The 19,385-nt window shown below is 67.6% G+C and carries 18 protein-coding genes and 1 pseudogene; 8 read left to right on the forward strand and 11 right to left on the reverse strand.

The window, feature by feature from the left end:
* The first annotated feature begins 96 nt into the window (after window positions 1-96).
* The 3 genes and pseudogenes from OMK73_RS35070 (at window position 97) to ureG (ending at window position 2,354) form a co-directional block, all read left to right on the forward strand.
* The gene (locus tag OMK73_RS35070) at window positions 97-579 is read left to right on the forward strand and encodes an endonuclease domain-containing protein (protein ID WP_267606029.1); all 483 of its coding nucleotides are present in this window, start codon (window positions 97-99) and stop codon (window positions 577-579) included.
* Between the two features lie 404 nt (window positions 580-983).
* Entirely contained in the window at window positions 984-1,676 is a 693-nt protein-coding gene (locus tag OMK73_RS35075; RefSeq protein ID WP_267606030.1) for an urease accessory protein UreF, read from the forward strand.
* Window positions 1,677-1,725: 49 nt separating this feature from the next.
* Window positions 1,726-2,354 (forward strand): annotated as a pseudogene (ureG, locus tag OMK73_RS35080) (urease accessory protein UreG).
* Between the two features lie 19 nt (window positions 2,355-2,373).
* Here the strand turns inward: ureG and OMK73_RS35085 are convergent.
* A complete protein-coding gene (locus OMK73_RS35085; RefSeq protein WP_267606032.1) occupies window positions 2,374-3,105 on the reverse strand; it encodes a class I SAM-dependent methyltransferase in 732 nt (243 codons plus the stop codon).
* A 122-nt stretch (window positions 3,106-3,227) separates the two neighbouring features.
* Here OMK73_RS35085 and OMK73_RS35090 point away from each other — a divergent pair, with 122 nt between their 5' ends.
* Window positions 3,228-3,404 (forward strand): hypothetical protein, encoded by a 177-nt coding sequence (locus OMK73_RS35090; RefSeq protein ID WP_267606033.1) that lies wholly within the window; start codon window positions 3,228-3,230, stop codon window positions 3,402-3,404.
* A 100-nt stretch (window positions 3,405-3,504) separates the two neighbouring features.
* A complete protein-coding gene (locus tag OMK73_RS35095) occupies window positions 3,505-4,524 on the forward strand; it encodes a threonine/serine dehydratase (protein ID WP_267606034.1) in 1,020 nt (339 codons plus the stop codon).
* 39 nt (window positions 4,525-4,563) lie between these two features.
* Here the strand turns inward: OMK73_RS35095 and OMK73_RS35100 are convergent, their stop codons facing one another.
* Complete coding sequence (locus OMK73_RS35100) at window positions 4,564-4,953, reverse strand: helix-turn-helix domain-containing protein (protein ID WP_267606035.1); 390 nt, start codon at window positions 4,951-4,953, stop codon at window positions 4,564-4,566.
* Window positions 4,954-5,321: 368 nt separating this feature from the next.
* Here OMK73_RS35100 and OMK73_RS35105 point away from each other — a divergent pair, with 368 nt between their 5' ends.
* Window positions 5,322-6,083: a hypothetical protein gene (locus OMK73_RS35105; RefSeq protein ID WP_267606036.1), complete on the forward strand. Its 762-nt coding sequence runs from the start codon at window positions 5,322-5,324 to the stop codon at window positions 6,081-6,083.
* 33 nt (window positions 6,084-6,116) lie between these two features.
* Here the strand turns inward: OMK73_RS35105 and OMK73_RS35110 are convergent, their stop codons facing one another.
* Together OMK73_RS35110 and OMK73_RS35115 are read right to left on the reverse strand one after the other, a co-directional pair.
* Window positions 6,117-6,809, reverse strand: a complete 693-nt coding sequence (locus OMK73_RS35110; protein ID WP_267606037.1) for a glutathione binding-like protein — start codon at window positions 6,807-6,809, stop codon at window positions 6,117-6,119.
* Between the two features lie 157 nt (window positions 6,810-6,966).
* A complete protein-coding gene (locus OMK73_RS35115) occupies window positions 6,967-8,229 on the reverse strand; it encodes an acyl-CoA dehydrogenase family protein (RefSeq protein WP_267606038.1) in 1,263 nt (420 codons plus the stop codon).
* A 192-nt stretch (window positions 8,230-8,421) separates the two neighbouring features.
* On the opposite strand from OMK73_RS35115, the gene OMK73_RS35120 reads away from it, so the two are divergent.
* Both OMK73_RS35120 and OMK73_RS35125 read left to right on the forward strand, forming a co-directional pair.
* Complete coding sequence (locus OMK73_RS35120) at window positions 8,422-9,357, forward strand: LysR family transcriptional regulator (RefSeq protein ID WP_267606039.1); 936 nt, start codon at window positions 8,422-8,424, stop codon at window positions 9,355-9,357.
* Between the two features lie 976 nt (window positions 9,358-10,333).
* Window positions 10,334-10,693 carry a hypothetical protein gene (locus tag OMK73_RS35125; protein WP_267606040.1) on the forward strand — a complete coding sequence of 120 codons (360 nt, stop codon included), beginning with the start codon at window positions 10,334-10,336 and terminating at the stop codon, window positions 10,691-10,693.
* A gap of 181 nt (window positions 10,694-10,874) precedes the next feature.
* On the opposite strand, the gene OMK73_RS35130 is transcribed toward OMK73_RS35125, so the two are convergent.
* The 7 genes from OMK73_RS35130 to OMK73_RS35160 form a co-directional block, all read right to left on the reverse strand.
* Entirely contained in the window at window positions 10,875-11,495 is a 621-nt protein-coding gene (locus OMK73_RS35130; protein ID WP_267606041.1) for an RNA polymerase sigma factor, read from the reverse strand.
* A 95-nt stretch (window positions 11,496-11,590) separates the two neighbouring features.
* Window positions 11,591-13,381, reverse strand: coding sequence for a vWA domain-containing protein (locus OMK73_RS35135; RefSeq protein WP_267606042.1), 1,791 nt, complete (start codon window positions 13,379-13,381; stop codon window positions 11,591-11,593).
* 129 nt (window positions 13,382-13,510) lie between these two features.
* Complete coding sequence (locus tag OMK73_RS35140; protein ID WP_267606043.1) at window positions 13,511-14,518, reverse strand: Bug family tripartite tricarboxylate transporter substrate binding protein; 1,008 nt, start codon at window positions 14,516-14,518, stop codon at window positions 13,511-13,513.
* Between the two features lie 259 nt (window positions 14,519-14,777).
* Complete coding sequence (locus tag OMK73_RS35145) at window positions 14,778-15,854, reverse strand: phosphotransferase (protein WP_267606044.1); 1,077 nt, start codon at window positions 15,852-15,854, stop codon at window positions 14,778-14,780.
* A gap of 73 nt (window positions 15,855-15,927) precedes the next feature.
* Window positions 15,928-16,662, reverse strand: coding sequence for a histidine phosphatase family protein (locus OMK73_RS35150; RefSeq protein WP_267606045.1), 735 nt, complete (start codon window positions 16,660-16,662; stop codon window positions 15,928-15,930).
* Between the two features lie 106 nt (window positions 16,663-16,768).
* Window positions 16,769-17,548 (reverse strand): oxepin-CoA hydrolase, alternative type, encoded by a 780-nt coding sequence (locus OMK73_RS35155; RefSeq protein ID WP_267606046.1) that lies wholly within the window; start codon window positions 17,546-17,548, stop codon window positions 16,769-16,771.
* A 93-nt stretch (window positions 17,549-17,641) separates the two neighbouring features.
* Window positions 17,642-19,165: a 3-hydroxyacyl-CoA dehydrogenase gene (locus tag OMK73_RS35160; protein ID WP_267606047.1), complete on the reverse strand. Its 1,524-nt coding sequence runs from the start codon at window positions 19,163-19,165 to the stop codon at window positions 17,642-17,644.
* Between the last annotated feature and the right edge of the window lie 220 nt (window positions 19,166-19,385).

The following is a 19,385-nucleotide window of genomic DNA, read 5'->3' on the forward strand; positions in this document are numbered from 1 at the left end:
CCCCCTATGCATGAGCAAGCCACCGCACGCCCAACCTCCGATGACGGAACTCCCCTCTCCCGCTGGCGGGAGAGGGGCGGGGGAGAGGGCGAGCGCGTGCCGAAGCCTCAGTTCGCCAAATCGCTCCGTGCCAGCCAGACAGATGCCGAGCAGCGGCTCTGGTATCGCCTGCGCGCCCATCGCTTCATGGGCCTTAAGTTCAAACGCCAGAAACAGATTGGCCCTTTCATTGCCGACTTCGTGTGCATGGAATTGAAATTGGTGATCGAGGCTGACGGCGGGCAGCATGCCGATGCGGCCGATGTCGCGCGCGACGCGTGGTTCAAGCGCAGTGGCTATACGCTCTTGCGCTTCTGGAATCACGAAGTGCTAGCGCAAACCGATGCCGTGCTGGAACGAGTGCGAGAGGTCGTTTTGACGCTGGGGCACGTGGAAGCGCCCGCCCTCTCCCCAGCCCCTCTCCCGCAGGCGGGAGAGGGAGCAAACCGGCGGTGCGCTGGCGCGAGCTGGTTCAACACCGCTAGCCTCGGCAACTCTGCCGTCTCCCGCAGGCGGCGGACGGGAGCAAACCGGCGGTGAGCTGGCGCGAGCTGGTTCGACACCGCTAGCCGCGGCAACTCTCCCGTCTCCCGCAGGCGGCGGACGGGAGCAAACCGGCGGTGCGCTGGCGCGAGGTGGTTCGACACCGCTAGCCTCGGCAACTCTGCCGTCTCCCGCAGGCGGCGGATGGGAGCAAACCGGCGGGGCGCTGGCGCGAGGTGGTTCGACACCGCTAGCCTCGGCAACTCTGCCGTCTCCCGCAGGCGGCGGACGGGAGCAAACCGGCGGTGCATTGGCGCCTGCAGATTCGACACCGCCAGCCTCACCAACACTCCCTCTCCCGCTTGCGGGAGAGGGGGCGAGGGAGAGGGCGGGCGCTCGCCGAAGCCTATGGCCTCTGAGCCCCCGGGCGATGAAAAGCAGAGCCATACCCGGAAGCGCCCATGACCCAGCTCTCTCAACTCATCTCCCTGCTGCACCTGGCATCGCCGGCGCTGCCGATCGGTGGCTTCAGCTATTCGCAAGGGCTGGAGGCTGCCATCGAGTGCGGCATGGTGCACGATGCCGGCAGTGCGGAGCAGTGGGTGCGCAGCAATCTGCTGGACGTGCAGGCGCAGTGCGAAGCGCCAGTCTGGCTGCTGCTGTTTCGCCATTGGCGCACGCTGGATGCCGCGCGCCTGGCCGAATGGAACGACTGGTTCCATGCCACGCGCGAGAGCGCCGAGCTGCGCCTGGAGACGGAGCAGATGGGCTGGTCGCTGGCGCGGCTGGTGGCGCAGATGGAGTGGGGCGATGCCGCGCTGCGCGCGCAGCTCGCGACGTTGTCGCCGGTGTGCCTGCCTACCGCGTTTGCCGCGGCTTGCGTGGCGCTGGATGTTACTGAGCGTGACGGGCTGGCGGCCTATTGCTTCAGCTGGGCGGAGAACCAGGTGGCCGCGGCGCTCAAGGCGGTGCCGCTGGGGCAGGTGGCCGGGCAGCACATCCTGCGCCGGCTGCATCCCGCGGTGCTGGAGACCGTCGATGAGGCAGTGCGCCGCGCCGATGCCGAGCCGCCGCGGCTGTCTACTTTTTCCCCGATGCTGGGGCTGCTGTGCGCGCGCCATGAGACGCAGTACTCGCGGCTGTTCCGTTCCTGACGCGTGCGCCGGCGGCATTCAAACGATTCCCCAAGACAAGATGTCCATCATGACCCAGGCTCGTACCAAGAAGAACCCCCGTTGCGCGTCGGCGTGGGCGGCCCCGTCGGTTCCGGCAAGACCACCTTGCTGGAGATGCTGTGCAAGGCCATGCGCGAGCGCTATGACCTGGTCGCCATCACCAACGATATCTATACCAAGGAAGACCAGCGCCTGCTGACCATCTCCGGCGCGTTGCCGGCCGAACGCATCATGGGCGTGGAAACCGGCGGCTGCCCGCACACTGCGATCCGCGAGGATGCCTCCATCAACCTGGAAGCGGTCGACCGCATGCTGGGCAAGTTTCCCGATGCCGACATCGTCTTCATCGAGTCCGGCGGCGACAACCTGGCGGCCACCTTCAGCCCGGAGCTGTCGGACCTGACCATCTACGTGATCGATGTGGCCGGCGGCGAGAAGATCCCGCGCAAGGGCGGCCCGGGCATCACCAAGTCGGACCTGCTGGTGATCAACAAGACCGACCTGGCCCCTTATGTGGGGGCCAACCTCGAAGTGATGGAAAGCGATGCACGCAAGATGCGCGGCACGCGTCCGTTCGTGATGGGCAGCGTGAAGTCGGGGCAGGGGCTGGATGAGGTGATCGCGTTCATCGAGCGGCAGGGCATGCTGGGCGTGTAAGCGATGGCGCCCCTCGCCATCAGCGGCGGCGTGCGCGCACGCACAGGAAGCAGGGCGCGCGCGACAGCCAGGCGTGCAGTTGCGGGTTCACCTCGCGCATGGCTTCCAGCGGCTGCGGCTCCAGCAAGGTTTCCAGCGCCCAGCCGGCGTCCATCAGCGGATTGAGAAATCCCGACAGCGGCCGGCGGTAGCTGTTGACCACCGGCAGCGGTTCGCCAAAGCCCTTCCACGGGATGGCGTAGGCCTCGGTCTGGTGGTAGTTGCCGTCGCCGCACAGCCGCCACGCATCGATCGGGTGGCTGGCCGAGAACACCAGCAACGCATCGCGCCGCGCGACGCGGCGGAACTCCGCGAATACCGGCGCCCAGTCTTCGATGTAGTCGAGCACAAGCGGGCACAGCACGATGTCGAACTGCGCATCGGCCAGCCAGTCCAGCGGTTGCTCCAGGTTGCCGGTGCGCACTTCTACATCAAGCCCGGCGGTGCGGGCTTGCGCCAGTGCCACCATTTCCGGCGTGACATCGAAGGCATGCACGCTGGCGCCGCGCGCGGCCAGGATCTCGCTGTACAGGCCGGGCCCGCAGCCAGCATCCAGCACGCGCAGGCCGCGCAGGTCGCCGGGCAGCAAGGACAGCGTGGCGGGGCGCTCGTACAGCGCGTTGTGTGGCTTGGTGGGGGCTGCGGCAGCGTAGCGGTCGGCGAACTGTTCGTAGTTTTGCTGGCCGAGCGATTTGGCGTTGTCGGTGGACATGCGGGCAACTTCCTCCTGGGCGGGTGGCGGCCGCTGCATACAAAGGGTTTGACTGCAGCCGATCCCCTCGCATTCTACGCATGCCGCCACAACGCCGCGGCTTGTGGCATACTTGGCGATCCATGACGTTCCATTCGCTCGCCCCTTCTTCGCTGTGCCGCACCACCGATACCGGCGGCGCCGCTGCATGCGCGGGTGCCGGGCTGCCGGTGGGCCTTGCCTCCAAGTCCGGCCTGTCGTCGCGTACCGTCTCGATTTCCTTCTCGTTCTCCATTATTCGAATTATCCGGGGTCGCTGAGCTGCGGCTTTGGCTGGTGCTCGGTGGCCCGTGGTCCCTCCTTGCCGTGCACGGCCATAGGGGCCTGCACGCGACCCACCGATTCGATGGAGAACACCCGATGTCCGATCTATCCGACCTGCGTGCGCATGCACGCTATCCCTTGCTGCCCGAAATCCAGGACACCGCGCGGCGCCTGCAAGGCAAGGTGCTGGAGACGCCCGTGTGGCGCTGGCAGACCGGTGCGGCCCAGCAACTCGATGCCGGCACGGAAGTCTGGCTCAAGCTGGAGCTGTTCCAGATCACCGGCACCTTCAAGGTGCGTGGCGCGCTCAACAGCATCGAGCGCATGGATGCATCCGCGCGGACGCGCGGCGTGGTAGCGGCCAGCGCCGGCAACCATGCCATGGCGGTGGCCTACGCGGCTAAGGTGGCCGGCGTCGGCGCCAAGCTGGCCATGCCGGCCACCGCCAGCCCGGCACGCGTGGCGGCCTGCCGTGAGGCGGGTGCCGAGGTGCTGTTGCTGCCGGATGTCCATGCTGCTTTTGACCACGCGCTGCAACTGGTGGCCGACGAGGGCCGCACCATGGTGCACCCGTACGACGGCCCGCTGATCGCGCAGGGCACGGCAACGGTTGGGCTTGAGCTGATGCGCCAGGTGGCCGGGCTGGATGCGGTGGTGGTGCCGGTGGGCGGTGGCGGCCTGTGCGGCGGCATCGCCGCGGCGGTCAAGCAGATCAATCCGGCTTGCCGGGTCTATGGGGTCGAGCCGGAGGGCGCCGACGCCATGAACCGCAGCTTCGAGGCCGGGCGGCCGCAAACGCTGGAGCGCGTCACGACAGTTGCCGACAGCCTGGGCGCGCCTTATGCGCTGGACTACAGCTACGGCGTGTGCCGCCAGTTTGTCGACGGCATGGTGCGCGTATCCGACGAGGCGATCCGCGCAGCCATGCGCATCCTCTATCGCGATATGAAGCTGGCCACGGAGCCGGCCACCGCGGTGTCCACCGCGGCGCTGCTGGGGCCCCTGCGCCAGACGCTGGCGGGCAAGAAGGTCGCGCTGATCGTGTGCGGGTCCAACCTAGACTCCGCGCGCTTTGCCGAATTGCTGGCCGTGGACGAGCCCGCCAGCGCCAGCTGAATCCGGCGCCGCCCGGCGCGGCTGATCGGCCCGGCGCCGTCAGGCCTGCATGGCCCTGACGGCGATCGTGCGCGCCACCGATGCGATCACGTCCTGCTCTGTATCGGTCATCAAGGCCATATGGCGCACGGTGACGCGCTGTGCCGGGGTGATGTTGAACTCGGCGCAGCGTTGCTCCAGCACGAGCGCGCCGCCGCCGCTGCTGCTGTCGGCCTCGCTGAAGTTGAGCATCTCGCTGGCGTCCACGCCAAGCGTGCCGGCCAGCGCGCAGATATTGATCAAGGAGACATTGCGCACGCCGCGCTCGATACCGCTGAGGTAGGAGCGCGCCATGCCGCTTTCGAGAGCGAGCTTTTCCTGCGACCAGCCACGCTGTTTGCGCAGCTCGGCAAGGTGCAGCCCGAAGAGCTTGAGAGGATCGGCGACCATGGCGCTATACGTGATTGAGAACGGATCGAGGCTAAGGGTTTGACCTCTTTGTAGCGACGCCTTATAGTAGCACGTACTATAGGTGGCATTGTTGGTAGTTATGACATATATGGCATACATGATGTTTATGGCAAAAAGCGGCGGTAGGGCGGTGCCCACAACCTGCTGATGATGCCCGCCGGCGAAGGGCTAGAACTTGTCCAAATGATACGAATGGGGTCCGCGGCCACAAGCCAGAGGCGAGCCGCCTCGGCATCCTGTTAAGGCGGCAAGGCACCAGGCAAAAAAATCACGACCTCGACATAGAGGCACTCCAAACCCCGGGAAGCGCGGCGCTGTTTTTTCCATTACGCGGAGAGTGGGGTGCTATGCGTATTTTTTCGTTGTTCGACGCGCAGGTGCGCGGCGAGATCCTGGCCGGTGGTACCGCGTCGCAGTTGCGCGTGGGCCTGCAGGTGAGGGTGGTGCCAGAGGCCGCCGGCCTGGGCAGCAGTGGTGACTACATCTTTTTGCCGCAAGGCGCGATGCAGTCCGGCATTGTCACGACGCGTGCCGAGTGGTGGGCTTGCCTGTGCGGCACGATCAAGCTGACGCCGGTGGGCGGCGAGCCCGTGCTGGTGTCCGCGGGCGGCGTGTATGCGCTGCGCCAGGCTGAGCGCCTGCATCTGGCGGTGCTGCAGGACACGGTATTGATCCGTGCAATCCTGGATCCGAATGCCGTCGGGCTGGTGGGTGCGGGCGCGACCAGCAGCTACGATGCCTTTGCCGTGGGCCAGGCGGATCTCTGGCAGGCCGATGGCCCGGAGCGCGGCGCGCATGGCGTGCCGCGCGCCAACGCGGCCTTTGTCTCGCTGGCCGAGGGCGAGCCGGAATGGGCGCTGCGCTTGCGCGCTGGCGGGCTGAACTGGGCGGCTTGCCATGCGGGCACGCTATGCCTGCAGTGGCATTCGCCCTGGCCGCACGTCGAGCGGCAGGTGGCGTACCTGCAGCCCGGCATGGTCTTCGCGCCGGATCCCGATGAAGCGTACCGGATCGATGCGCTGTATCCCGTGGCGAGCCTGCTGTGCTGCCTGCAGGCGCCGGCGCGCGTGGCCGGCGCGGGCGAGTGGCAGGCGATTTCCCTGCATTGATCGCCCGGCGCCGTGGGCACGCTGGCCGGCTGCTCAGCGGCGCTGGTATTGCGTGGCGCCGAACAGGATTTCCCGTTCCTTGTCGCCGCTCAGCGGCTTGCGTTCCTGCGCCAGCACGGCGACGCCGCGCTTCACGGCGGGCCGCTCGGCGATCTCAAGGAACCAGCGCTTCAAGTGCGGATAGTCGTCCAGCTCCACGCCCTGGTTCTGCCAGCTGCGCAGCCACGGGAAGGTCGCGATGTCGGCCACGGAGTATTCGCTGCCGGCCAGCCACGCATGTTCCGACAATTGCTTGTCGATGACGCCGTACAAGCGCTTGGCCTCGTTGGTATAGCGGTTGATGGCGTACTCGATCTGCTCTGGCGCATACATGCGGAAATGGTGCGCCTGGCCGAGCATCGGGCCCACGCCGCCCATCTGGAACATCAGCCATTGCAGCGCGTCGTACTTGCCGCGCACATCCTCGGGCAGGAACTTGCCGGTCTTGCCGGCGAGGTACAGCAGGATGGCGCCGGACTCGAACAGCGAGATGGGCTCGCCGTCCGGGCCGTCGGGGTCGACGATGGCCGGGATCTTGTTGTTCGGGCTGATCTTGAGGAATGCTTCGCCGAACTGGTCGCCGGCGCCGATATTGATGGGGTGGACCTTGTACGCTAGGCCGCACTCCTCGAGCATGATGTGGATTTTGTGGCCGTTGGGCGTGGGCCAGCTGTAGACGTCGATCATCGGGAAAGGCTCCTGGCTGCGATCGTGCAAACGGTGAACCGCCACATCAACCACTGACGTGGCGAACCGCGCGATTTAAGCACAGAAGAAAAAACGCGCAGGCAGGCTGCGCGTTTTCCATGTAGCCAGCAGGGCCGGCGGTGGGGCTGAATGCGGCTTAGAAGCCGCGTGCCACCGGCATGCTGATGTCGTCCGGGCTCACGCCCATGTGCTTGGCCAGTTCCAGCTTGGCGATGGCGTTGCGGTGCACCTCGTCCGGGCCGTCGGCCAGGCGCAGGGTACGTTGATGCGCCCACCACGTGGCCAGCGGGAAATCGTCCGAGACGCCGGCGGCGCCGTGGACCTGGATGGCCCAGTCGATGACCTTCAGGGCCATGTTCGGGGCAACGACCTTGATCATGGCGATCTCGGCCTTGGCCACCTTGTTGCCCGCGGTGTCCATCATGTAGGCGGCCTTGAGCGTGAGCAGGCGCGCCATTTCGATTTCGCAGCGGGCTTCGGCGATGCGCTCGCGCGTCACGCCCTGGGCGGCCACCGGCTTGCCGAAAGCGACGCGCGACAGGGCGCGCTTGCACAGCAGTTCCAGCGCGCGCTCGGCCACGCCGATGCTGCGCATGCAGTGGTGGATACGGCCCGGGCCGAGGCGGCCCTGGGCGATCTCGAAGCCGCGGCCTTCGCCCAGCAGGATGTTGGCTGCCGGCACGCGCACGTCCTTCAGCTCGATCTCCATGTGGCCGTGCGGCGCGTCGTCGTAGCCGAACACCGGCAGGTAGCGCTTGATGGTGATGCCTGCGGTATCGGCCGGCACCACGATCATCGATTGCTGCTCATGACGGCCCGCTTCCGGATCGGTCTTGCCCATCACGATATAGACCTGGCAACGGGGGTCGCCCGCGCCCGACGACCACCACTTGGTGCCGTTGATCACGTATTCGTCGCCATCGCGGCGGATGCTGCAGCGGATATTGGTGGCGTCCGACGAAGCCACGTCCGGCTCGGTCATCAGGAAGGCCGAGCGGATCTCGCCGCGCAGCAGCGGTTCCAGCCACTTGTCCTTGAGTTCTTCCGACGCGTAGCGCTCCAGCGTCTCCATGTTGCCGGTATCGGGCGCGGCGCAGTTGAAGACTTCAGCCGACCAGGGCACCCGGCCCATGATTTCGCACAGCGGTGCGTATTCCAGGTTGGACAGGCCTTCCGGAGCACGCTTGGAATGGGGCAGGAACAGGTTCCACAGGCCGGCTTCGCGGGCCAGCGGCTTGAGTTCCTCGATCACCTTGGTCGGGACCCAGGCGTTGCCGGCCTGGCGATTGGCCTGGATCTCGGCGTAGAAGCGCTTCTCGTTCGGATAGATGTGCTTGTCGAAGAAGGCCAGCAGGCGAGCCTGCATTTCCTTGACCTTGGGGGTGTACTCGAATTGCATGTTGTCTCCTCCACCTCTGAATGAGGCCGGTATCGATTGGGCCGCCGCGGGTTGCGGTGGGCCGTTCCCGGCACCGGCGGACGCGGTTTGCGCCGACTGGAGAGGACTGTACCGCAATCCAGGTAATTAGAAAAATGAATTTTCTGGATTTGCCAGTATCAATACCGTGCATTCCATGCCAGAATTCCCGTCATGCAGCTATCCCGCATCGACCTGAATCTCTTCGTGGTGTTCGACGCTATCTATAGCGAAGGCAGCATCACGGCCGCCGCCCGCCAGCTTAACCTGACGCAGCCCGCGGTCAGCCACGCGCTGGGGCGCATGCGCACCTTGTTCGACGACCCCTTGTTCGAGCGGCGGGGGCAGGGCATGGCGCCCACGCCGCTGGCGCGCTCGCTGGCCGCCGAGGTGCGCACAGCGCTGCAATCCTTCGCCCGCACCTTGCAGGACACGCCGCATTTCGATCCGGCGGCCACGGTGCGCCGGTTCACCATCGGCATGCGCGATGCACTGGAGTCCACCTTGTTGCCGCCCCTGATGGCGCGCGTGACCAAGGTGGCGCCGCAGGTGGAGATCGCGGCGATCCGCTTCGACCGGCGCGAGATGGAGTCGGAGCTGCTGGCGGGCACGCTCGATGCCGCCATCGATATCCTGCTGCCGGTGTCGCCGGCCATCCATCACACGCCCTTCATGGCCGACCCGATGGTGGTGCTGGCCCGGCGCGACCATCCGCTGATGAAGAAGGAGCTGACGCTGGAGCGCTACCTGGCCGCCGAGCATGTGCATGTGTCTTCGCGCCGGCGCGGGGCCGGGCTGGAAGACCAGGCGCTGCACCGCATGGGCCTGACGCGTCGGGTGCGGTTGCGCTGCCAGCATTACGCCGCGGCCTGCCGCGTGGTGAGCTGCACCGACCTGCTGGCCACGCTGCCGCTGCGCTACGCGCGCATCGCCAATGAGCCCTATGCCAACCGCCTGCTCTCGCTGCCCTTCAAGGTGCCCACGCTGGAGCTGCACCTTTACTGGCACGCCGGCGGCGAGAACGACGGCGCCAATCGCTGGCTGCGCGAGCAGTTGCTGGCGGTGATCAACGCGCTGGGCGGTAGCGTAGGCGAGGTGGCGCAGGGCTGAGTGCGTGCGGCTCGCCCTGTGCCACCTTTCACGGTGCGCTGTCGGGCTGGCGCTCGATGCGCACGGTGGCTGGCGGCAATGTGCTGTCGGCCTGCACCGCATAGGGCAGCGGCGGCCGGTGTTCGGGTGGGACTGCCTGCCATAGCCGTTCGACCCAGGCCCTGACCTCGGGGCTTGCCGGCGCCGACGCCGTGATGCGCAGCGCGAGCTGCGCCCCGGCGGCGGGCTCTGCCCCGCTGGGGCGGACAACAAGCGCTCCACGGCCAGCTGAGGTTCTTCCCGCAAGCTCATCGTCAATGTTCCCACCCTTTGCACGCGTGCAGCAGGCGCGGGTGCCCGTGCCGCATCGGCCTGCTGTGACGGGCTGGCGCGCAGCGCGAACCTGGGCGGCTCCATGGTGGGCGCTGGCGCCGGTGGGGCGATGGGTGCGATCGGGGCTGGCGGCGCGATCGGCGCGATCGGCGCGATCGGCGCCATAGGAGCCATGGGAGCCGGCGCACGTACCGCAGCTGCGGCTGCGGCGGCGGGTGGCGCGCCGGCAGAGAGCGAGCCAGTCGTGCCTGCGGCGCTTTTCATGGGTTCAGATGCACGCTGTTCCGCTAGCCGGCTGGGTTCGCGCTGCGCGGCCTTGGCCTGTGCCTCGGCGGGCGGGGCGCGATGGGTTTGTGCGTTGGCCGTGGCAGGCAGGTTGGCCTGTGCTGGCGCAGGCTGTGCGGGTTGCACGGGTGGTGGAGGCACTGGCGCATCCACGCGCGGCGATGCCGGCTGCCCAGCGGATTCTGCTTGCGGAGCCGGAGCCGGAGCCGGAGCCGGTGCCGGTGCCGGAGCCGGCTGCGCTGCCGGCTGCACTACCGCCTGCGCAACCGGCTTGGCGGCATCCGCCTGCTTTGCCGCCTTGTTTGCCGCCGTGTCCGCTAGGGGAGCCGGGGCTTGGGCCGGCAACGTGATTTCGCCGTCGCGCAGGTCCAGCTGGCGCATGACGATCTGCAGCGACAAGACGCCCACGCCGAGGGTGGCGGCGAGCACGCCCAGCGCGGGCCACCAGCGCCGGGCCGGGCGCGCACGAGCCGGCTTGCCGGCTGCCTGCTCGCCTGCGGCTGGCTGCGCGGGGTCCGCCTGTTCACGCAGCCACGCCTGCGCAGCCTCGCTGACCGGCGCGCCTAGCACGCGCTGCGGCGCGTCGCCGCGCCGGACTTCCTCCAGCACCGCATTGCGGCGCGTGGCCTGCGCCGCCTGCATGCGCGCGGCTTGCGCCATGACCGACGCCTGCAATCCGGCCGGCGGCGTGAAATCCAGTTCGGCATCGTCGGCGGGGGCTTCGGCCTGTTCGGCGTAAGCCCGGACCTTGGCCGGCAGCGAGGCAGGCGGCAGCGGCGCTGGCGCGTTGCGCGCTGCCTGCTCCGCACGCGCCGCCGCCATCACCGAGGCCTCCAGCGAGGCGGGCGGCACAAAGGCGGGCAGCTCGCGCAGCAATGCCGCGAGCCTGTCCTCGCCGGCGATGAAGCGTTCGTCCGCGCTCATGGCAGCCGCTCCTGCGACGCCGTGGCCGCCAGGCTCTCGCGCAGTCGCGCAAAGGCGTAGCGCAGCCGGCTCTTGATGGTCTCGAACTTCTCGCCCAGCGTCAGGGCGATGTCCTCCACGCTCATCTCGCTGAAGAAACGCAGCACGATCACCTCGCGCTGCGCCGCCGGCAGCGCCAGCAGCGCTTGCCGCACGCCTTGCAGGTTCTGCCGCAACTGCGCCTCGGCCTCGGGGCTGAGGTCGTCCGCCGGCATGGCGAGGTGCGTCTCGTCGAGCGTGTCGCGCTGGCGCTCGTAGGCGCCGCGCAACTGGTCCAGCCAGGTATTGCGCGCGATCTGGAACAGGAAGGTGCGCAGGGCCGCGCTGGGCTGGTAGTCTGCGCAGCGGGTCATCAGCTTGACCCAGGTCTTCTGGGTCACGTCCTCGGCCTCGCCGGTGTTGCCCTGGCATAGCCAGGCCACGTAGTTGTACAGCGCCGCGTTGTGGCGGCGGAACAGCTCGGCCACCGGCTGCTCGATCAGGCCGTTGGCGACCAGCAGCATCAGGTCGGTGTCCGGCAGCGCGGACAGTCCGGCAGCGGGTTGGGATGGCGAGGCGCCAGGCGGGGAGGCATGCATGCGCGGGAGTATATGACAGCCCCCGCGGCTGTGCGGGGCTGTCCGTGCCGGGCGCTTGCGCGCGAGCAGCCCGGCCGATGGTGGGGATGGTGGCCTCAGCGTGGCGGCTCCCCGGCATCCCCGCCTTGCGCCAGCGGCGCGCGCGTCGACAAGGCCTGCGCCAGGTCGACCAGCCTGATGAATTCGCCGCGGTAGCCGAAGCGGTCGGTGCCGCGCGCGCCTAGCGCCAGGGTGCGCGCATCGGCGTAGGTCCAGCTGCCGACGTGATTGCCGCCGCGCAGCAGCTGGCCAAAGCCGGCTACCGCCGTGGCGAAACGCAAAGCGTCGTCGGCCTGCGCCAGCGGCCGCACCGAGGTGGCCTGCACCGGCAGGTCGATCAGCTCGCTGGTTTGCGCCTGCGGCAGCTTGTAGCGCAACTTGATGTGGGCCAGCTCGCCGGCGATGCCGTTGTCCGGCCGGGCGGCGGGGCTGGCCGGCTGGTAGCGCAACGGGTCGATCAGGCCTGGCTGGCCCGCCAGCGTTAGCTCATACAGCGCCGTCACGGTGTGGCCGGCGCCGATATCGCCGGCATCGACCTGGTCGTTGTTGAAGTCCTCGCGCTTGAGCGCGCGGTTCTCATAGCCGATCAGGCGGTACTCTTTGACCGTGGCGGGGTTGAACTCGACCTGGATCTTGACGTCGCGCGCCACCGTGGCCAGCGTGGAGCTGAACTCTTCCACCAGCACCTTCTGGCCTTCCATCAGGTTGTCGATATAGGAGTAGGCGCCGTCGCCCGCGTCGGCCAGCTGCTCCATCAGCTGGTCGTTGTAGTTGCCGGTGCCAAAGCCCAGCGTGGACAGCGAAACGCCCGACTTGCGCTTCTCCGCGACCAGGGCCTTGAGCTGGCGGAAGTCGGTGATGCCGACATTGAAATCGCCATCGGTTGCCAGCAACACGCGATTGATGCCGCCCGCGATAAAGCTCTGCTGCGCGGCCTGGTAGGCCAGCGCGATGCCGCTCGCGCCGGCGGTCGAGCCGCCTGCCACCAGGGAGTCGATGGCCGACGAGATGGCGGCCTTGTCGCTGCCCGAAGTCGGCGGCAGCACCACGCGCGTGCCGCTGGCGTAGGTCACCAGCGTGATGCGGTCCTGCGCGCGCAGCGCGTTGGTCAGCAGCTTGAGCGAGGACTTCAGCAGCGGCAGCTTGTCGGGCGAATACATCGACCCCGACACATCGACCAGGAACACCAGGTTGGCCGCCGGCAGGCTGTCGCGCGCCGCGTCGGCCGCCTTGATGCCGATGCGCAGCAGCACGTTATGCGCTTGCCATGGCGCGGGCGCGGCGTCGGCGTGCACGGCAAAGGGACGGCCGTCGCGCGGCTGCGCGTAGTCGTAGGGAAAGTAGTTGATCATCTCCTCCACGCGCACCGCGTCGGCCGGCGGCAGGCGGCCGGCGTTGAGCAGGCGGCGCACATTGCTGTAGCTGCCGGTGTCGACGTCGATGCTGAAGGTGGAGACGGGAGCTTGGGCTACCTGCTGCACGCCGTTCTCGTCGATGGCGCCATAGCGCTCGCGGTCTGGCCCGGGCTGCGGCTGCGGGTAGGGCATGGGGCGAACCATCAGCGCCAAGGGCGCCGCGGGCTGGGCGCGCATGGCGGGCGCGCGCGCATCCGCAACGGCGCCGGCGGCCGCCTCCCTGGCGGGGGACGCCGCGTCGCGGGCCTTTGCCGCGGGCACGCTTTGCATTGGGGTGGCTGGGGCAACCGGGGGCGGCGCGACCGGCTGCGTGGCCGGTGCTGCGTTGTCGGCTCGCGCGGGCGAATCCGGCGGGGTAGGGGCGGTGGTGGAATGACCACCGCAGGCGGCCACCGCGAAGGCAATGGCCAAGGCTCCCAAGCGCTTAAGCATGTTCTTTTCTCCTGAAGGGCCGCGCCGGCGATGCCGGCGGCAGGGCGCTGTCAGTGAAACGAGGCAGCCTGGCGCAAGGGGTTAAGCGCGATCAAAAAAGCAAGAACTGGCCAAGACCCGGCGCGCTGCTCAGTCCAGCCGGATGTCGGCCTGCTTCACCACGGTCGCCCAGCGTGCGCGCTCGGCGCCGAAGAACTTGTTGGTTTCCGGCGGCGTCATGGTCACCACTTCCGCGCCCTGGCCGGCGAGTTGCGCGCGCACGTCCGGCGAGCGGATGATGCGGATCAGCTCGCTGCTGATGCGCGCCACCAGCGCATCGGGCATGCCGGCCGGCGCCATCACGCCCTGCCAGGTGCCAGACTCGAAGCCCGGCACGCCTTGCTCGGCAATGGTCGGGACTTGCCCCACCAGCGGCATGCGTGTTTTCTTGGAAACGGCGATCACCTTCAGCTTGCCCGCCTGCACCTGGGGCAGCGTAGCCAGCATGCCGTTCATCAGCACCTGGGCCGTGCCGCCTACGGTATCGGCGACCGCCTGCGCGCCGCCTTTGTAAGGCACGTACTGCCATTTCGCGCCGGTGGCTTGCGCCACCGCCACGCCAGCCAGGTGCGGCGCGCTGCCGATGGCGGTCACGGCGAAGTTGAGCTGGGTGCGCTTGGACAGATCCACCAGCTCCTTGAGGTTGCTGACCTGCACCGAGGGATGGACTACCAGCAAATGCGGCGAATACGCCAGCATGGAAACGCCCTTGAGGTCCTTGCCCGGATCGAAGGTGAGCTTGGTATAGACGGAAGGGCTGATGGCTAGCGCGCCGACATCGCACAGCAGCAGCGTGTGATTGTCGGTGCCGGCCTGCGCAACCATGGCGGCGCCGATATTGCCGTTGGCGCCCGGGCGGTTATCTACCACGATGGGCTGGCCGAGGGCTTCGCCGAGCTGGCGGCTGATCAGGCGGGCGATGATGTCGGAGGAGCCGCCAGCGGGGTAAGGGACGACCAGCCGGATCGGGCGGGTGGGCCAATCGGCGGCTTTGGCCGGGGACGAGAGCAGGGTGCCGGCTGCGCCGAGGCTGCCCAGCGTGGCGGTGGCGCCCAGGGTCGAGAGTTGGGTCAGGAAGGTGCGGCGGTTGCTTGGCATCGGCTTTGTCTCCAGATTTGTATTAGTTGTATGTTGTCGTATCTGTTGGATCATAGCCGGAAGTCCCGGGCGGGTCCAGGGCATTTTCCTGGCAGGGTTTTCGGCGTGACGGATGGCGAACCTGGGGGGCGGAGCGATGGGTTTGATGCAGAAAACCAGGCGGCACATCATCTGATACGATAACTTGCCCAGTAAAAAAGCCTCTTCCCGCAGTGTGAGGGAAGAGGCTTCCTGATGATCCCGGCGAAGCGCCAGATTGTTATTGCTTTGCCTTCCTTGCGTACTCCCAGCCCATTTCCGCCATCGGCCGGGCACGCTTTCCGGCATCCGCGGCCTGCGCGGACGAAGCCGTCCCGTCCACCACGCGCTTCATGATCCCCTGCAGGATGCCGGCAATGCGGAACATGCTGAAGGCCAGGTAGAAATTCCAGTCGCCCGTGATGGGCCGGCCGGTGCGTTGCTCGTAGGTGCGCCGGTAGCTTGCCTCGTCAGGGATGCCGAGCCCGGCATGGTCCAGGCCGGCGATGCCGCGGAACTGGCCTGGGGCAATGTGCCAGCTCATGCAGTGGTAGCCGAAGTCGGCCATCGGATGCCCGAGCGTGGACAGTTCCCAGTCGAGCACGGCCAGCACGCGCGGCTCGGTGGGGTGGAACATGAGGTTGTCCAGCCGGTAGTCGCCATGCACGATGGACGTGAGATCGGCGTCTTCCTGCGGGATATGCTCGGGCAGCCAGGCCATCAGGGAGTCCATGGCGGGGATGCTCTCGGTCTCGGACAGCTTGTACTGCTTGGTCCAGCGCTCGATCTGGCGCGAGAAGTAGTTGCCCGGCTTGCCGTAGTCGCCCAGGCCGATGGCCTTGTAGTCGACGGTGTGCAGCGCGGAGATGACGCGGTTCATCTCGTCGTAGATGGCGCCGCGCTCGGCCGGCGTCATGTCGGGCAGGGACTGGTCCCACAGCACGCGGCCGGCGACGAATTCCATGATGTAGAAGGCGCGGCCGATCACGGTTTCGTCTTCGCACAGGGCGTACATCCTGGCGACCGGCACGTCGGTGCCGGCCAGCGCGGCCATCACGCGGTATTCGCGTTCGATGGCGTGGGCCGAGGGCAGCAGCTTGGACTTGGGGCCGGGCTTGGCGCGCATCACGTAGGTCTGGCCCGGCGTGACCAGCTTGAAGGTGGGGTTGGACTGGCCGCCCTTGAATTGCTCGATGGAGAGCGGACCAGCAAAGCCGGCCACATGCTCGCGCATCCAGGCTTCCAGCGCGGCCATGTCGAAGCGTTGCTGCTCGGCTACCTCGCGGGTGCCTTCGAAATTCGAAACGTTGGTGCTCATGCTGTCTCCGTGTTTTCGGTATGTTCCGGGTTTTCCGAGATTCGAATCTGTCTTTTTTCCGTCTGCGGCGTGGCTAGCTGGCCGGCCCGCGCAGGCCGCGAAAGCGCAGGTACTGATGCAGCAGCACTTCCATGGTGGTGTGGCGCGTGCCGCTGTGCACCGGTGTGGGCGGTGAGTAATTCATCATGCGTACCACCCAGTCCAGCGGCTCGTCGCCCACGTCCAGCACGTTGATGCAACCGGCGGTTTGCATCAGGCTGCCGTAGAACACGCGGCGCCCGCAGGTAATGGCGTGAGAGAGGATGGCGCGGTTGGTGCCGCCATGCAGGACCAGCAGGGCGGTGTCCCAGTTCGGGTCGTCGCGCAGGCGGCGCAGCGCGGGCAGCACGCGGTCGAGGAATTCGCCCACGCTTTCGCCATCGAGGAAGCGCTTGTCTTCCGGCACTTCGCCTTCAAAGGCGCCGATAAACGCATCGCGCAGCTTGTCGTCACTGATGCCTTGCAGCTTGCCGCCGCGGATTTCCTGCAGCTCGGGCCAGGTTTCCATCGCGGCGTCGGCCATGCCGGGCAGTTCCGCCAGCACGCGCTCGGCGGTTTCCACCGTGCGCGGCAGGCCGCTGACGATGATGCGGTCAAAGCGGATGTTCTCGGCAGCAAAGGCGCGGCCAGCCGCGCTGGCCTGCTCGCGTCCGGTCTCGTTGAGCGGCACCAGTTCGGGCAGCGCCGGACGCCCGGTCTCGTCGAAGTAGGTCACCGCGCCATGGCGCATCAGGTAGACGCGGCGGCGGGGCGAGGGCGGCAGTTCCATGCAAGTCTCCGGTGCTTGTGCTTTTGTGCCCGTCTGCGCGGGCATCGTTGGCGTGGCGTGGCATTGCGAGGCCGGGTGCGCGCATGGGCGAACCCGGCGCAAAGGCTCAGCGGTAGTTCGGCTTGCGTTTTTCCAGGAAGGCGCTGATGCCTTCGCCGCCGTCCTTGTGATGCAGCGCGGCCACGAAGCTGTCGCGCTCTTGCGCCAGGTGCTCGGTCAGGCTGGCGGTGGCGGCGTGGTTGATCAGGCCTTTGATGCGGCCCATGGCATGCGGCGAGCGCGCGGCCAGCGATTCGCCCAGGCGCAGCGCTTCGGTAAGCGCCTGGCCGGGCGGCACCACGCGGTTCACCAGGCCGAAATGGGCCAGGCGCGCCGCATCCACGGGCTTGCCTTCCATCATCAGTTCGGAGGCGAGCTGGCGGGGCAGCGCGCGGGCCAGCTCGTACGAGCCGCCGCCGTCAGGCGTCAGGCCAACGTTGACGTAGGCCATCACGAACTTGGCGTCGCTGGCGGCCAACACGAAGTCGCAGGCGAGCACCAGCGAGAAGCCGGCGCCAGCAGCAGGGCCTTCCACGGCCGCGATGATCGGCTTGGGGAAGGCGTGCAGCGTTTCAATCCAGTGGTTCAGGACTTCGATGCTCTCGGCCTGCACCTCGCGCGGCTTGGCGCGGTTGCCGAGCAGGCGGTTGAGGTTGCCGCCGGCGCAGAACACGCCGTTGGCGCCGGTGATCACCACCGCGCGGATTTCGTCGTCGCGCGAGGCCAGCTCAAGCGCTTCCTGCGAGGCCGCGTAGATGTCCGGATGCAGCGCGTTGCGTGCTTCGGGGTTCGAGATGGTCAGCACCAGGGTGGTGTCGACGCGTTCGGTGAGCAGCTGTGCGGTCATGGTGGCCTGTACGGATGAGCGAATGCAACGATGCAAATGCGGTGTCGGATACAAAACGACCGCAGGCCCAAAACAAGCCTGCGGTCGTGGTTCTTACTGCTCTTCGGCCAGCAGCGACAGGCCTAGGCCGGCGCGGCGCCACAGCCACGGGCTGGGGCGGTAGCGCATGTCGCCGGTCAGGCGCTCCAGGTTGCGCAGCACGGTCAGCACCAGGTGCGGGCCGATGACATCGCCCAGCGCCAGCGGGCCCTTGGGGTAGCCCAGGCCGAGGTTGACGGCGAGGTCGATGTCCACTGGCGTGGCAATGCGCTGCTGCGCGATGTCGCTGGCGATGTTCACGATGCAGCCGATGATGCGCTGGGCCACGAAGCCGGCCGAGTCGCGGATCACGGTCACGGGGACGCCGTCGCTGCCGAACAGGCCGTGCGCGGCCTCGCGCATGGCGGCAGACGTGGCCGGCGTGGTCATCAGCGTGCGGCGCTTGGTGGCTTCGAACGGCAGCAGCGTGTCGATGGCGACCACGCGGGTGGGGTCCAGGCCCTCATGCAGGGCACAGGTGGTGGCGTCCAGGCCCAGCGGCGTCACCACGATCAGGGCGTCGTCCGAGGGCCGGTTGCCGGCTTCGGGCGTGATGCCCAGCGAGAGCAGCAGCTTGACGGCCATGCCATGGCCGCGTTCGTCGTTCAGGCTGACCCAGACGCTGGCCGGGCGCGCGCTGGGCACGGCGGCGGTGGCGGGCAGCTGCTTCTGGCCGTCCACGTAGCGGTAGAAACCGGCGCCGGCCTTGCGGCCGATCAGCCCGCCCACCGAGCGGATCGCGGTGATGGGCGACGGACGGTAGCGCGGTTCCTGGTAGAACTGGTTGTAGATGGATTCCATCACCGGGTGCGAGACGTCCAGCCCGGTCAGGTCCATCAGCTCGAAGGGGCCCATGCGGAAACCCGCCTGCTCGCGCATGATGGCGTCGATGTCGGCAAACCCGGCCACGCCTTCCTGCGCGACCTTCAGGCCTTCGATGTTCATGCCGCGGCCGGCATGGTTGACGATGAAACCGGGCATGTCCTTGCAGCGCACCGGGGTATGGCCCAGGCGGCGCGACAGCGCCATCAGCGCGTCTCCCACGGCGGGGTCGCCGGACAGGCCGTCGATCACCTCGACCACCTTCATCAGCGGCACCGGGTTGAAGAAGTGATAGCCGGCGATGCGGCCCGGCTGCTTTGCGCCGACCGCGATCGCGGTGATCGACAGCGACGACGTGTTGGAGGCGATCACGGCATCCGGACGCAGGATGGCTTCGAGCTTGGCCACCAGGTCACGCTTGACTTCCAGCTTCTCGACGATGGCTTCGAGCACCATGTCGCAGCCGGCCAGGTCTTCCAGCGCATTGCAGGGCAGCACGCGGGCCAGCGCGGCGGCGCTGTCCTCGGCGCTCATCTTGCCCTTCTCGGCCAGCTTGGCGAAGGTATCCTGCAGGTATTGCCGGGCAGCCGCCACGGCTTGCGGGTTGGTGTCGTACAGGCTGACGGTCAGCCCGGCCTGCGCGGCGATCTGGGCAATGCCCCGGCCCATGGCACCGGTGCCGACGATGCCCAGCGAGTCAATGGTGAAAGTGCTCATAGTGCGTCCAGAGAAGTGTGGTTAAATTAGCACGATCGTACGTTTTCTGCATCATCCGCGACAGTGGGGCGATGCAGGCGGCGTGCGCTGATCGGCCAACGCGGACCGCCAGAGTCTGTCATGGCACACAATGCCTGCTTGTCAATGTGCGGGCAGGGCACCTTAGCCCCTGATTCCATCGCGATCCACCTGGTGGATTGCCAATCACGCAATAACGAGG

The sequence above is a fragment of the Cupriavidus sp. D39 genome, assembly GCF_026627925.1.
GTDB classification, from domain to species: Bacteria; Pseudomonadota; Gammaproteobacteria; order Burkholderiales; family Burkholderiaceae; genus Cupriavidus; species Cupriavidus ulmosensis.

Bases quoted from the DNA above. Each gene is read 5' to 3' on its own strand.
- OMK73_RS35075 (WP_267606030.1), top strand. From the start codon at position 984: ATGACCCAGCTCTCTCAACTCATCTCCCTGCTGCACCTGGCATCGCCG.
- OMK73_RS35085 (WP_267606032.1), bottom strand. From the start codon at position 3,105: ATGTCCACCGACAACGCCAAATCGCTCGGCCAGCAAAACTACGAACAG.
- OMK73_RS35090 (WP_267606033.1), top strand. From the start codon at position 3,228: ATGACGTTCCATTCGCTCGCCCCTTCTTCGCTGTGCCGCACCACCGAT.
- OMK73_RS35095 (WP_267606034.1), top strand. From the start codon at position 3,505: ATGTCCGATCTATCCGACCTGCGTGCGCATGCACGCTATCCCTTGCTG.
- OMK73_RS35100 (WP_267606035.1), bottom strand. From the start codon at position 4,953: ATGGTCGCCGATCCTCTCAAGCTCTTCGGGCTGCACCTTGCCGAGCTG.
- OMK73_RS35105 (WP_267606036.1), top strand. From the start codon at position 5,322: ATGCGTATTTTTTCGTTGTTCGACGCGCAGGTGCGCGGCGAGATCCTG.
- OMK73_RS35110 (WP_267606037.1), bottom strand. From the start codon at position 6,809: ATGATCGACGTCTACAGCTGGCCCACGCCCAACGGCCACAAAATCCAC.
- OMK73_RS35115 (WP_267606038.1), bottom strand. From the start codon at position 8,229: ATGCAATTCGAGTACACCCCCAAGGTCAAGGAAATGCAGGCTCGCCTG.
- OMK73_RS35120 (WP_267606039.1), top strand. From the start codon at position 8,422: ATGCAGCTATCCCGCATCGACCTGAATCTCTTCGTGGTGTTCGACGCT.
- OMK73_RS35125 (WP_267606040.1), top strand. From the start codon at position 10,334: ATGACGATCTGCAGCGACAAGACGCCCACGCCGAGGGTGGCGGCGAGC.
- OMK73_RS35130 (WP_267606041.1), bottom strand. From the start codon at position 11,495: ATGCATGCCTCCCCGCCTGGCGCCTCGCCATCCCAACCCGCTGCCGGA.
- OMK73_RS35135 (WP_267606042.1), bottom strand. From the start codon at position 13,381: ATGCTTAAGCGCTTGGGAGCCTTGGCCATTGCCTTCGCGGTGGCCGCC.
- OMK73_RS35140 (WP_267606043.1), bottom strand. From the start codon at position 14,518: ATGCCAAGCAACCGCCGCACCTTCCTGACCCAACTCTCGACCCTGGGC.
- OMK73_RS35145 (WP_267606044.1), bottom strand. From the start codon at position 15,854: ATGAGCACCAACGTTTCGAATTTCGAAGGCACCCGCGAGGTAGCCGAG.
- OMK73_RS35150 (WP_267606045.1), bottom strand. From the start codon at position 16,662: ATGGAACTGCCGCCCTCGCCCCGCCGCCGCGTCTACCTGATGCGCCAT.
- OMK73_RS35155 (WP_267606046.1), bottom strand. From the start codon at position 17,548: ATGACCGCACAGCTGCTCACCGAACGCGTCGACACCACCCTGGTGCTG.
- OMK73_RS35160 (WP_267606047.1), bottom strand. From the start codon at position 19,165: ATGAGCACTTTCACCATTGACTCGCTGGGCATCGTCGGCACCGGTGCC.